Annotated in this window: 10 protein-coding genes; 8 read left to right on the top strand and 2 right to left on the bottom strand. The window is 66.6% G+C overall.

The features are described from left to right. Window positions 1-382: 382 nt before the first annotated feature. The 6 genes from ILT46_RS03590 (at window position 383) to ILT46_RS03565 (ending at window position 7,814) form a co-directional block, all read left to right on the top strand. A complete protein-coding gene (locus tag ILT46_RS03590) occupies window positions 383-1,273 on the top strand; it encodes an N-acetylmuramoyl-L-alanine amidase family protein (protein WP_199503277.1) in 891 nt (296 codons plus the stop codon). A 59-nt stretch (window positions 1,274-1,332) separates the two neighbouring features. Further along, on the top strand, window positions 1,333-3,894 hold the full coding sequence (locus ILT46_RS03585; protein ID WP_199503276.1) for a penicillin-binding protein 1A: 2,562 nt from the start codon (window positions 1,333-1,335) through the stop codon (window positions 3,892-3,894). Next, entirely contained in the window at window positions 3,891-4,442 is a 552-nt protein-coding gene (locus ILT46_RS03580; RefSeq protein ID WP_199503275.1) for a peroxiredoxin, read from the top strand. The genes ILT46_RS03585 and ILT46_RS03580 overlap by 4 nt, the downstream gene beginning before the upstream one ends. Before the next feature lie 69 nt (window positions 4,443-4,511). Next, complete coding sequence (gene prfB, locus ILT46_RS03575; protein WP_199503274.1) at window positions 4,512-5,639, top strand: peptide chain release factor 2; 1,128 nt, start codon at window positions 4,512-4,514, stop codon at window positions 5,637-5,639. Continuing rightward, window positions 5,636-6,391, top strand: a complete 756-nt coding sequence (locus ILT46_RS03570; RefSeq protein ID WP_199503273.1) for a class I SAM-dependent methyltransferase — start codon at window positions 5,636-5,638, stop codon at window positions 6,389-6,391. Before prfB ends, ILT46_RS03570 begins: the two co-directional genes overlap by 4 nt. Before the next feature lie 16 nt (window positions 6,392-6,407). Further along, entirely contained in the window at window positions 6,408-7,814 is a 1,407-nt protein-coding gene (locus tag ILT46_RS03565; protein WP_199503272.1) for an NAD(P)H-dependent flavin oxidoreductase, read from the top strand. Window positions 7,815-8,031: 217 nt separating this feature from the next. On the opposite strand, the gene ILT46_RS03560 is transcribed toward ILT46_RS03565, so the two are convergent. Then, window positions 8,032-9,051: a 2-hydroxyacid dehydrogenase gene (locus tag ILT46_RS03560; protein WP_199503271.1), complete on the bottom strand. Its 1,020-nt coding sequence runs from the start codon at window positions 9,049-9,051 to the stop codon at window positions 8,032-8,034. 87 nt (window positions 9,052-9,138) lie between these two features. Between ILT46_RS03560 and ILT46_RS03555 the strand changes: the two genes are divergently transcribed. Continuing rightward, window positions 9,139-9,609 (top strand): SH3 domain-containing protein, encoded by a 471-nt coding sequence (locus ILT46_RS03555; protein ID WP_199503270.1) that lies wholly within the window; start codon window positions 9,139-9,141, stop codon window positions 9,607-9,609. 5 nt (window positions 9,610-9,614) lie between these two features. On the opposite strand, the gene ILT46_RS03550 is transcribed toward ILT46_RS03555, so the two are convergent. Further along, window positions 9,615-10,811 carry a thiolase family protein gene (locus tag ILT46_RS03550; protein WP_199503269.1) on the bottom strand — a complete coding sequence of 399 codons (1,197 nt, stop codon included), beginning with the start codon at window positions 10,809-10,811 and terminating at the stop codon, window positions 9,615-9,617. Window positions 10,812-10,898: 87 nt separating this feature from the next. Between ILT46_RS03550 and ILT46_RS03545 the strand changes: the two genes are divergently transcribed. After that, window positions 10,899-12,332 (top strand): coniferyl aldehyde dehydrogenase, encoded by a 1,434-nt coding sequence (locus tag ILT46_RS03545; protein ID WP_199503268.1) that lies wholly within the window; start codon window positions 10,899-10,901, stop codon window positions 12,330-12,332. Window positions 12,333-12,387: the final 55 nt, after the last annotated feature.

Below are 12,387 nucleotides of genomic sequence, written 5' to 3'. Positions count from 1 at the left end.
GGCAGAGCCGGCGGCGGTTTCGCGCAGATATGCAGAAATGCCGCTGATCATCCGGCGCGCACGGCGCGGCGGACAGGCGGCGAGGGTGGCCCGTTCGGAGCGGCAGCGCCGACCCGACGGAATGAGTGTGTCTGCAGCGCGCCAGGCGATCCCCGAAGACGGGATCGTCGCATCCGCCATTGCGACCGAGCGCAACGGCTCTGGCGGCAAGTGCGGAAGAAACCTGGTCATCACTGCATCAACCTGTTTTCATGGACAGCCCGGAGCGGGGTCCACCACTGCCGTTCGTTTGATGCGGCAGGGCAGGGCTGCGCTAGCAAAGCGCACGCCCCCCGGCAACCTTATTGCGCCGGACCCGGCGATGGCCGTAACGAACCCGGCGATGACGCTTACGACCAAGCTCTGGCTGATCTTCGCCGCCCCGCTGGCGGTGCTGGCCGTGGCGACAGGGCTGGCGATTGCCAGCACGCCGCGGCTGGCGGGTCTGGCCTATGTCCAGCGGGTGGACCTGGGCCGCCCGGCGCAGGCGCTGGACCTACCGCAAGTGGCGGGACCCAGGGACCGGACGCGCCCGCTGCTGGTGATTGATCCCGGTCATGGCGGGCACGATCCCGGTGCCAGCGGGGGTGGAGCGGTGGAAAAGGCGCTGGTGCTGGGCCTCGCCAAGGCGCTGCGCGACCGTTTGGCGGCCGACGGCGGCATCCGCGTGGCACTGACCCGCGAGGGCGATCGCTATCTGGCGCTCGACGAGCGGTTCGAGATTGCCCGCCGGCTCGGTGCCGACCTGTTCCTGTCGATCCATGCCGATTCCGCGGGCGAGCAGGACGGGGTCAGCGGGTCGAGCATTTACACCCTGTCTGAGCGCGCCTCGAGCGAGGCAGCCGCCCGCTATGCCGCGCGCGAGAACCGGGCCGACCGGATCAACGGCGCCGACCTCTCGGCCCAAAGCGCGCCGGTCGAGGCGATCCTGGTCGATCTGTCACAGCGCCGCGCCATCGCCGATGCCGAGGCGTTCGCAGCGCTGGTTGTGCGCGAGGGCGAAGGGCGGCTGCCGTTCCACCCGCAGCCGCGCCGCTCCGCCTCACTCGCCGTGCTGCGCGCGCCCGATATCCCCAGCGTGCTCTATGAAGCGGGCTTTATCACCAACACCGGCGATGCCGCGCGGCTGACCTCGCCCGAAGGGCGCGCCACTTTCGCCGATGCGATTAGCCGTGCGGTGCGGGTGTATTTCGCCCGCGCCGGATCGGACGCGGGATCGGGGCAGGGCGACTAGCGGGGCATGGCTAAACCCGCTGGCGCGAGGGCGCGGGCGCGTGCTAGTGCGCGCCCGACATGGTCGACGACACAATCCCCGACACCTCCCGATTTCGAATTCGCCGCGAAGTCGGCGGCGTCTCCGGCTGGTTCCGCACGAATTGGCGCAACCATCGCCGCTTCCGCTGGCTGGTCTGGACGCTGGCCGGGCTGCTCGCGCTGTTTGTGCTGTTCTGGATATTGCTGACCCGCAACCTGCCCGATGCGGGCAAGCTGGTCGATTACCAGACGCCGCTGCCGACGATGGTGCGCGGCGTCGATGGCGAGATTGTCCACTCCTATGCCCGCGAACGGCGCGTGGCGCTGCAATATGTCGATTTCCCCAGGCCGCTGATCAATTCGTTTCTGGCGGCCGAGGACAAGACCTTCTTCAGCCATGGCGGGGTGGATTTCACCGGCACACTGGGCGCGGTGATCGATTACGCCAACCCCATGCGTACGGGGCGGGCTGTGGGCGGGTCGACCATCACGCAGCAGGTGGCGAAAAACGTCCTCCTGGGCGACGAATATTCCGTCACCCGCAAACTCAAGGAAATGATCCTGGCCCGCCGGATCGAGGGTGTGCTGGAAAAAGAGCAGATCCTCGAGCTCTATCTGAATGAAATTCCGCTCGGCCGGCGATCCTTTGGCGTGCAGGCGGCGGCGCGCGCCTACTTCGACAAGGACGTCGACGAGCTGGCGCTGCACGAGATGGCATTTCTGGCCATCCTGCCCAAGGCGCCGGAACGCTATGGTCGCAAGGAAAACGAGGCGCAGGCGATCGAGCGGCGCAATTTCGTGCTCGATCAGATGGCCCGCAACGAGTTCGTTACACCGGCGGTGGCCGCCGCCGCCAAAGCAAAGCCGCTGGGGCTGGTCACCCAGCGCGAGGCGATCCCGCCGGTCGATGCCGGATACTATCTGGAAGAAGTGCGCCGCCAGTTGATCGCCCGGTTTGGTGAAAATGCCGAAAATGGCGACAACAGCGTCTATGCTGGCGGGCTGTGGGTCCGCACCTCGCTCGACAAGGAACTGCAAGAGGCCGCACGTGACGCATTGCGGGCGGGCATCCTGCGCTATCAGGGCAATCGCGGGTGGAAGAGCCCCATCGCCACACTCAATCCCGGGGACGGCAATCTCACCGGCCAACTCGCCTCCTCGAATCTGGGCATCAGCTACAAGGATTGGCGGGTGGGAGTCGTTACGGCGCGCAGCGGCGGCGGGGCGACGATCGGGTTTGCCGATGGCAGCACGCGGCCGCTCAGCGGTGCGCCGACGGCGGTCAAGGTGGGCGACGTCGTCGCCGCAGCGCCTGCGGGCAATGGCTTCGCAGTGCGGACCGTCCCTGAAGTATCGGGCGGGTTCGTCGCGCAGGACCCGCAGACCGGGCGGGTGCTCGCCATGCAGGGCGGGTTCGATTCGCGGCTCGGCAGCTTCAACCGGGCGACGCAGGCGCTTCGCCAGCCGGGATCAACCATCAAGCCGTTCGTCTATGCGACCGGGCTCGATTTCGGGATGACCCCCGCCACGCAGGTGCCCGACCAGACCTATTGCTATTATCAGGGCGCCAATCTCGGTGAGAAATGCTTCCGCAATTTCGGCGGAGGCGGGGGCGGCGTGCATACGATGCGCTGGGGGCTCGAACAGAGCCGCAACCTGATGACCGTGCATATCGCGATGGATGCCGGGATGCCCAATGTCGTGCGCACGATCGAGCGCGTCGGCATCGGCAAGTATGAGCCCTATCCCGCGTTTGCGCTGGGCGCGGGCGACACGACCGTGCTCAAGATGGTCAACGCCTATTCGGCGCTGGCCAATATGGGGCGCCAATTCGCGCCGTCGCTGGTCGATTACGTGCAGGACCGCAATGGCAAGGTGATCTGGCGGGCCGACCGGCGCGAATGCGAAGGCTGCAATATGGCGCAGTGGGACGGCAAGCCGATGCCGCGCCTGGCGCCGGGCGGGCGGCTGGTGATGGACCCGCGCACCGCCTATCAGACTGTCCATATGCTCGAAGGGGTAATTACCCGCGGTACTGCCACCCGGCTGCGTGGGCTTGAACTGCCCCTGTTCGGCAAGACAGGCACGTCCTCGGGGCCGACCAATGCGTGGTTTGTCGGCGGTTCGCCCGATATTGTCGCCGGCACCTATCTCGGCTTTGACCAGCCCCGATCGATGGGCGGGTATGTCCAGGGCGGTAACACGGCCGCACCGATCTTCCAGCAATTCGTGACCAAGACCAAGGAGCGGTGGACCGACGAACCTTTCGTCGCGCCTGCGGGTGTACGGATGGTCCGGATCGACCGCAACAGCGGCAAGCGCGTGTTCGGCGGGACGCCGTCTGACGATGCCAAGGCAGCGATCATCTGGGAAGCGTTCAAGCCCGATACCGAGCCCGATCGCAGCACCCGCCAGGACGAGGTTGCCGCCAAGCGCAACGAGATCCTCGAACTGATCCGCCGCGCCCGGCGCGGAATCGCCGAGCAGCAGGCCCGCGCACCGCGCGCGCCCGCCCCGTCGGAACGGCGCGCAAGCAACAGGCCGAACGATGCCACCACGCAGGACGAAATCGTCGTCGATGAAGAAGGAGGCGAAGGATGATCCGCAGCACATTGCTCGCGCTCGCCGGGATGCTGGCGCTCGCCGCGCCGCAGGCGGCCCGCGCCGAACTGCCTGTCGGCAGCGGCGCGCCCAATTTCTCGACCCAGGGTGCGCTCGCCGGGCGGGACTTCGCGTTCAACCTTCGCACGGCGCTGGCCCGCGGACCGGTGGTGCTCTATTTCTACCCGCGCGCCTTTACCCAGGGCTGCACACTGGAAGCGAATGCCTTTGCCGAAGCGATGCCGCGGTTCCGCGCGGCAGGCGCCACCGTGGTCGGCCTCTCGGCCGATAATCTGGAGACGCTGCGGCGCTTCTCGCGCGAAGAATGCCGCGACGCCTTCCCGGTCGCCATTGCCAGCCCGGCGACGATCCGCGCTTACGACGTGCCGCTGCGGGTTGCCGGGGTGAACACCGGAGTCAGCAACCGCACCTCCTATGTGATTGCGCGCGACGGGCGCATCCGCATGGTCCATTCCGACATGAGCTGGCGCGACCATGTTCGCCTGACGCTGGCCGCCGTCGAAGAGCTGCGTCCCCCGGCGCGGTAAAGGCATCCGCTGCTTCCCTATTGCCGTGCCCGGCGCTAAGCGGGCTGCCCATCTGGTTGGAGACCCCCCATGCGTGCCGAAGGGCAGGCCCATATCGATCGCATCAATGCCGCCCTCGCGCTCGTCCGCCAGTCGCTCGATTGGGACCAGGCCAAGCGCCGCCTTGACGAGCTGAGTGCCCGGATCGAAGACCCGACCCTGTGGGACGACCCCAAGAACGCGCAGGCTACCATGCGCGAACAGAAGCGGCTGGCGGGCGCGATCGGCACGGTCAACGCGATCAGCGCGGAAATGGCCGACGCGGTCGAATATGTCGAAATGGGCGAGGCCGAGGGGGACGAGGATTCGATTGCCGAAGGTCTGGCGACGCTCGCCGCGCTGGCCGACCGGGCCGATGCCGACAAGGTCCAGGCGCTGCTCGCGGGCGAAGCCGATGCCAATGACAGCTATATCGAAATCCACGCCGGCGCGGGCGGCACCGAGAGCCAGGACTGGGCCGAAATGCTGCTCCGCATGTATTCGCGCTGGGCGGAAAAGCGCGGCTACAAGGTCGATGTGATCGAATATCAGGCGGGCGAACAGGCGGGCATCAAATCGGCCACCATCCTGGTCAAGGGCGAGAACGCCTATGGCTATGCCAAGACCGAGAGCGGGGTCCACCGGCTGGTTCGCATCAGCCCCTATGACAGCAGCGCGCGCCGCCACACCAGCTTCAGCTCGGTCTGGGTGTTCCCGGTCATCGACGACACGTTCGAGATCGACATCAACCCGGCGGACCTTAAAATCGACACCTACCGCGCAAGCGGCGCCGGCGGCCAGCACGTCAACACCACCGACAGCGCGGTGCGGATTACGCACATTCCCAGCGGCATCGTGGTCGCCAGTCAGATCGACCGTTCGCAGCACAAGAACCGCGATACCGCGATGGGGATGCTGAAAGCGCGCCTCTACGAAGAGGAAATGCGCAAGCGCGAGGAAGCCGCCAGCGCCGAACACGCCGCCAAGAGCGATATCGGCTGGGGCCATCAGATCCGGTCTTACGTGTTGCAGCCCTACCAGATGGTCAAGGACCTGCGCACCGGTGTCACTTCGCCTACCCCCGACGATGTGCTGGACGGGGCGCTCGATCCATTCATCTCGGCCGCGCTTGCGCAGCGGGTGACCGGCGAAAAGGTCGAGGTCGAGGATACCGAATGAACGGCCGAATGGCCCTGCTGGCGGCTTGCCTGCTGCTGGGCACGGGCTGCGACCGGCAAGCGGCTGGCCTGCTCGGCACTGATGATGACCCGGCCTTCCCCGAACCCGACCGCCCGGTATCGGATCTGGGCGCCAACGCCTTTTCCACCGAAGACGTGCGCGACAGCCTGGGCGAAGCGCAAAAGGTGATGGACCTCGCCCGGATCGAACCGGGCATGACCGTCGCCGATATTGGCGCGGGCGAGGGGTATTACACCATTCGGCTGGCCGAACGGGTCGGCGAGGATGGCCGGGTGCTGGCACAGGATATCGACCGCGAGGCGCTCGAACGGCTGGGCCAGCGGGTCGAGCGCGAGCGGCTCGACAATGTCTCGATCAAGCTCGGCCTGCCCGACGATCCGCGCCTGCCCGAAAACAGCTTCGACCGCATCTTCCTGGTGCATATGTATCACGAGGTGCAAGAGCCATACGCGTTTCTGTGGCGCTTGTGGCCTGCCTTGCGCGAGGGCGGGCAAGTGGTCGTGGTCGATGTCGACCGCCCGGCCGACCAGCACGGGATAGACCCGCTGCTGCTCGGCTGCGAGTTCCGTGCGGCCGGGTTCGAGCTCGTCGCCTATCGCGCCGCGCCGGAGCTTGCCGGCTATTACGCGCAGTTCAAGGCGACAGCGCGCCGCCCGGAACCCCGCGAAATCCGCCCTTGCCGCGGCGACCAGCTTGCCGCAGAGCGGGTTGCTGCCCCGCGCGGTGTTTGAGGATGCTGAAAAAACCATGAGTTTCAAAGGACTTCAGCCGGTCAGCTATGGCGGCCGCGAGGTGTGGCCGCTGGTCGAAGGCGGCAAGGGTGTATCGGCCACCAACCACCAAAGCTCGGGAGCCTGGGCGGCAGCGGGCGGGATCGGCACGGTCAGCGCGGTCAATGCGGATTCCTATGACGAGGATGGCCAGCCGATCCCGCAGATCTATCCTCAGGCGACCCGCAAGGAACGGTTCGAACAGCTGGTCCGCTATGCCATCGACGGCGCGACCGAACAGGTGAAGCGCGCGTACGACATTGCCGGCGGGCGCGGGGCGATCAACATCAACGTGCTGTGGGAAATGGGCGGGGCGCAGCAAGTGCTCGAAGGGGTGCTGGAAAATTGCCCGGGCCTCGTCACCGGCGTGACCTGTGGGGCGGGGATGCCCTACAAGCTGGCCGAAATCGCGGCGCGGCATAATGTGCATTATCTGCCGATCGTCAGCAGCGCGCGCGCGTTCCGGGCACTGTGGAAGCGCAGCTATTCGAAGGTGCCGCACCTGCTGGCGGCGGTCGTCTATGAGGATCCGTGGCTGGCGGGCGGGCACAACGGCCTGTCGAACGCTGAAGACCCCAACCGCCCGGAAGACCCCTATCCCCGCGTCAAGGCGCTGCGCGAAACGATGCGCGCCGAAGGAGTGAGCGAGGATACCGCCATCGTCATGGCCGGCGGCGTGTGGTTCCTGCGCGAATGGAACGACTGGATCGACAATCCGGAACTTGGCAAGATCATGTTCCAGTTCGGCACCCGCCCGCTGCTGACGGTGGAAAGCCCGATCCCGCAAGTGTGGAAGGATATGCTGCGCACGGTCGAGCCGGGCGATGTTCTGCTCCATCCGTTCAGCCCCACGGGGTTCTATTCCAGCGCGGTCAAGACGCCGTTCCTTTACGACCTGATGCACCGTTCCGAACGGCAGATCCCGATCTTCAAGCGCGACCAGGAACCGGGCACCGTGCCGCTGTCCGATCACGGCAAGGCCAAATATTTCTGGGTTCATCCGGGCGACCAGCGCAAGGCGCTGGCCTGGGTACACGAGGGGTTCAGCGAACCGCTCAAGACGCCGGACCATACGGTAGTGTTCGTCACCCCCGACAGCGCCGAGCAGATCAGGGCTGACCAGCAGGGCTGCATGGGCTGCCTCAGCCATTGCCAGTTTTCGAGCTGGAAGGATCATGACGATCACACGACCGGGCGCCTCGCCGATCCGCGCAGTTTCTGCATCCAGAAAACGCTGCAGGACATCGCCCATGGCGGCGACCCGGACGATAACCTCGCCTTTGCCGGCCACGCAGCCTACCGGTTCAAGCAGGACCCGTTCTATTCCAACAACTTCACCCCGACAGTGAAGGAACTGGTGGACCGTATCCTGACCGGCGACTGACCGGGCGGCAGCGCAGCGGAAGTTTTCCTACTCTGCGACGTGATGCTATTTCGCCGGCATGTTCCGCTCGCGCGCTCCCTTCGACCGCCCACGAACCGCGCTGCGCGGAAGGCGACACATCGGCGGGCGCATTCTGGCGTTACCCGCTGGGCAGATTGACAAAATCGGCGTTGGCGAAGTTTCGCAAAACCGGGGGTTCATTGTCACCCACGGCGCGTCAAAACCCGGTCAGCACCTGATCGGGCGGGCGGTGCCCATCGGCCCACATGCGGATATTGGCGATCACCTTGTGGCCCGATTCCTCGCGCCCCTCGCGCGTCGCGCTGCCGATATGGGGCAGGGTCATGACGTTGGGATGGGCGATCAGGCGCTGATCGACTGCCGGCTCGTCGGGATAGACATCGAGCCCGGCGCCGACCAGGTGCCCGCTCTCGAGCGCGGCGATCAGCGCCTCTTGGTCGATCAGGTCGCCGCGGGCGGTGTTGATGATCGCGCTGCCGGGCTGCATCAGCGCGATGCGGCGCGCGTCGATCATCTGGTGGCTGTCGGGATTTGCCGGCGAATGCAGCGTCAGGATGTCGGCCTCGCGCATCAGATCGTCGAGCGTCGCGACATAGCGCGCGCCGAACATCCGCTCGACCGCTTCGGGCAGGGGCTTGCGGTTGTGATAGGCGATCTCGAGGCCGAAGGCGCGCGCGCGATGGGCTACGGCCTGGCCGATCCGCCCCATGCCGACAATGCCCAGCGTCTTGCCGGCCAGCTTGCGGCCCAGCATGGCGGACGGCGCCCACCCGCTCCACTGGCCGCTGCGCACCAGCTTGATGCCTTCGCGCACCCGACGCGGCACGCCGATAATCATCTCCATCGCCAGATCGGCGGTGTCGTCAGTGAACACGCCCGGCGTGTTGGTGACGATGATCTTTCGCTCGCGCGCGGCGTCCAAATCGATGTGATCGGTGCCCGCGCCGAAACTTGCGATCAGGCCAAGTTGCTCGCCTGCGCCGGCGATCAGTTCGGCATCGATCCGGTCGGTGACAGTCGGCACCAGCACGTCAGCCTCGCGCATCGCTGCGGCGAGTTGCTCGCGGGTGAACGGCGAGTCCGCCACGTTGAGCCGCACATCGAACAACTCGGCCAGCCGGGCCTCCACCGCGGGGAGCAGATGCCGCGTGACGATGACCAGCGGGGGGTGGCTGCGGCGCGGGGTGACGGTGTCTGTCGGGGCGGTATGCGGCATGGCGCAAGCGCTAGGCCGGTGGAGGGGAGGGGGTCAAGCGCGGGAACGGGTTGTCGCCTTGCGGGTAACGGGCCTATGGCCGCCCCGATGCGTACCGCTCTCGCCTGTCTCCTGCTTGGCGCCAGCACCGGCCTTGCCGCGCCAGCTGCGGCGCAGGACCGGCCCGTGCCCTATTGGGCGAGCCTGCGCGCGAGCGAGGTCAATATGCGCGTCGGGCCGAGCGCCGATTACCGGATCGCCTGGGTTTATCGCCGGCAGGGCCTGCCGGTGAAAGTCATCCGCGTCGTCGAAGGCTGGCGTTTGGTCGAGGACCAGGATGGCGTGCGCGGCTGGATGGTGCAGCGGATGCTCCACCCCGATCGGACGGCGGTGGTGATCGGCCGGGGCAATGCCGATATGCGTGCCGATGCCGGCGGAACCGGGCCGCTGCGCTGGCGCCTGGCGCCCGGCGTGGTCGGGCGGCTCGGCGACTGCGCGCAAGGCTGGTGCGCCTTCGCGGTCGGCGGCCGCAACGGCTATGTCCGCGCCGACCGCCTGTGGGGTGCGGGCGAGCCCTGAGCGGGCTAGACCAGTTCCACCGCGATTGCCGTCGCCTCGCCCCCGCCGATGCACAGGCTGGCAACGCCGCGGCGCTTGCCCTGCTGCCTCAGCGCATTCAGCAGGGTGACGATGATCCGCGTGCCCGATGCGCCGATCGGGTGGCCGAGCGCGGTCGCCCCGCCATTGACGTTGATCCGCTCGTGCGGAATGCCGAGGTCGCGCATGGCAAACATCGCCACGCAGGCGAAAGCTTCGTTGACCTCCCACAGATCGACCTCGTCAACACGCCACCCGGCCTTGGCGAGGACCTTCTCGATGGCCGGGATCGGCGCGGTGGTGAACTTCGCCGGTTCCTGTGCATGGGCCGCCATCGCCACGATCCGCGCGACCGGCGTGTGGCCCTTCGCGGCAGCGACGCTCTCCCGTGTCAGCACGACCGCCGCCGCGCCATCCGAAATCGAACTGGAGGTTGCCGCAGTAATCGTGCCTTCCTTGGCAAACGCGGGGCGCAGGGTCGGGATCTTGTCGGGCTTGCCCTTGCCTGGCTGCTCGTCAGTATCGACCGTCACCTCGCCGGCGCGGGTGGCAAAGCTGACCGGCGTGACTTCGTCGGCAAAGGCGCCGCTGGCAATCGCCGCATTGGCCCGGCGCAGCGATTCGATTGAGTAAGCGTCCATCTCCTCGCGCGTCATCTGATATTCGTCAGCCGTATCCTGCGCGAAGGTGCCCATCGCGCGGCCCGCCTCGTAAGCGTCTTCCAACCCGTCGAGGAACATGTGGTCGTAGGCCGTGTCGTGCCCGATCCGCGCGCCGGAGCGGTGCTTCTTGAGGAGGTAGGGCGCGCCCGACATGCTCTCCATCCCTCCGGCGACCGCGAGCTCGATCGTGCCGCTGGCCAGCGCTTCGGCGCCCATGATGACGGTCTGCATCCCGCTGCCGCACACCTTGTTGACCGTAGTCGCCTGCACCGATTGCGGCAGACCGGCTTTCAGCGCTGCCTGCCGCGCCGGGGCCTGGCCAAGTCCGGCCGGCAACACGCAGCCCATATACAGACGATCGACATCCGCGCCGGCAACGCCCGCGCGGTCCACCGCAGCCTTGACCGCCGCAGCGCCGAGATCGGTCGCCGGCACCTCCGCTAGCGCGCCCTGCATCCCGCCCATCGGGGTGCGGGCATAGGAAAGAATGACGATCGGGTCGGCGGCGCTGAACTGGGCCATGGCTTGCACTTGCCTTTCATTGGGATACGGTAGGTTGCAAAGCGCATCCTAGTGCTGCGCTGCAACAAACTCAAACGGAGACAGCGGATGGCGGGCGATCGCAAGCAGGAAATGGAGCAGGTGCTCGAACGCCAGCGGGCGGCTTTCATCGCTGCACGGCCCGAGGGGTTGGGCGTGCGCCGCCGCCGGATCGAGCGGGCGATGGCCCTGTTGGTCGACAATGCCGATGCGCTGAACCGTGCGATGAGCGCCGATTTCGGCAATCGCAGCCCGTCGCAATCGATGCTGACCGACATTGTCGGCACGATCAATTTCGGGAAATATTGCCTCAAACATCTCGAGCGCTGGGCGCGGCCCGACAAGCGTCATGTCCAGTTTCCGCTCGGCCTCCTGGGCGCGCGGGCCGAGGTACGGTACGAGCCCAAAGGCGTGATTGGGATCCTCAGCCCGTGGAATTTCCCGGTCAACCTGACCTTCGGGCCGCTGATGCAGGTGTTCGCTGCCGGCAACCGCGCAATGGTCAAGCCGAGCGAATTTACCGAACGCACCAGCGAACTGATGGCGGAGTTGGTCGAAAAGACCTACGCGCCAGAGGAACTGGTGGTCGTCACCGGCGGCCCCGATGTCGCCCAGGCGTTCTCCACCCTGCCGTTCGATCACCTGGTGTTCACGGGTTCGACCGCCACCGGGCGCAAGGTGATGGAGGCTGCCGCACAGAACCTCGTCCCCGTCACCCTCGAACTCGGCGGGAAGTCACCCGTATTCCTCGGCCGCAGCGCCGATTACGGCCGCGCAGGCGAACGGATCGCGGCGGGCAAGATGCTCAATGCCGGGCAGATTTGCCTTGCGCCTGATTATCTCTACGTCCCTGAAGACCGCGAGGAGGAGGCGATCACCGCGATCGCCTCGGCTGCCGGCATGATGTATCCGACGCTGCTCGACAATGACGACTATGCCTCGGTCGTCACCGACCGTCATTTCGACCGGCTGCAATCGATGGTGGCCGATGCGCGCGACAAGGGCGCCGAGGTGATCGAGATCAATCCAGGGAAGGAAGATTTCGCCAACACCAATGCGCGCAAGATGCCGCTGACCGTGTTGCGTAACGTGACCGATGATATGCAGGCGATGCAGGAGGAAATCTTCGGCCCGGTGCTGCCGGTCAAGACGTATGGCCGGATCGACCAGGCGATCGATTTCGTCAACGGCCGCGACCGGCCGCTGGGCCTCTATTACTTCGGCGAGGACGAGGCGGAGCGCGAGAAGGTGCTCACGCGGACGATTTCAGGCGGCGTGACGGTTAACGACGTGGTGTTCCATGTCTCGATGGACGATCTTCCGTTTGGCGGGGTCGGTCCATCGGGCATCGGTTCCTATCACGGGCCCGAAGGGTTCCGCGAGTTCAGCCACGCGCGCAGCATCTACCGCCAGCCCCGCGCGGATATTGCCAAGCTCGCGGGATTCAAACCGCCCTATGGCGAAGGCACGGCCAAGGCGCTCGCGCGCCAGCTGAAGGGCTGACCGGGCAAAAACGCCCGAAAGCAGGCGGTGCGCCCCTTGCACCCTCGCGACCGGG

The organism is Qipengyuania sp. YIM B01966 (genome assembly GCF_016461955.1).
Taxonomy (GTDB): domain Bacteria; phylum Pseudomonadota; class Alphaproteobacteria; order Sphingomonadales; family Sphingomonadaceae; genus QFOP01.
The sequence above is the reverse complement of the archived record's forward strand: the minus strand, read 5'-3'. Positions and strand labels throughout refer to the sequence as shown.

Bases quoted from the DNA above. Each gene is read 5' to 3' on its own strand.
- ILT46_RS03590 (WP_199503277.1), top strand. From the start codon at position 383: ATGACGCTTACGACCAAGCTCTGGCTGATCTTCGCCGCCCCGCTGGCG.
- ILT46_RS03585 (WP_199503276.1), top strand. From the start codon at position 1,333: ATGGTCGACGACACAATCCCCGACACCTCCCGATTTCGAATTCGCCGC.
- ILT46_RS03580 (WP_199503275.1), top strand. From the start codon at position 3,891: ATGATCCGCAGCACATTGCTCGCGCTCGCCGGGATGCTGGCGCTCGCC.
- prfB (WP_199503274.1), top strand. From the start codon at position 4,512: ATGCGTGCCGAAGGGCAGGCCCATATCGATCGCATCAATGCCGCCCTC.
- ILT46_RS03570 (WP_199503273.1), top strand. From the start codon at position 5,636: ATGAACGGCCGAATGGCCCTGCTGGCGGCTTGCCTGCTGCTGGGCACG.
- ILT46_RS03565 (WP_199503272.1), top strand. From the start codon at position 6,408: ATGAGTTTCAAAGGACTTCAGCCGGTCAGCTATGGCGGCCGCGAGGTG.
- ILT46_RS03560 (WP_199503271.1), bottom strand. From the start codon at position 9,051: ATGCCGCATACCGCCCCGACAGACACCGTCACCCCGCGCCGCAGCCAC.
- ILT46_RS03555 (WP_199503270.1), top strand. From the start codon at position 9,139: ATGCGTACCGCTCTCGCCTGTCTCCTGCTTGGCGCCAGCACCGGCCTT.
- ILT46_RS03550 (WP_199503269.1), bottom strand. From the start codon at position 10,811: ATGGCCCAGTTCAGCGCCGCCGACCCGATCGTCATTCTTTCCTATGCC.
- ILT46_RS03545 (WP_199503268.1), top strand. From the start codon at position 10,899: ATGGCGGGCGATCGCAAGCAGGAAATGGAGCAGGTGCTCGAACGCCAG.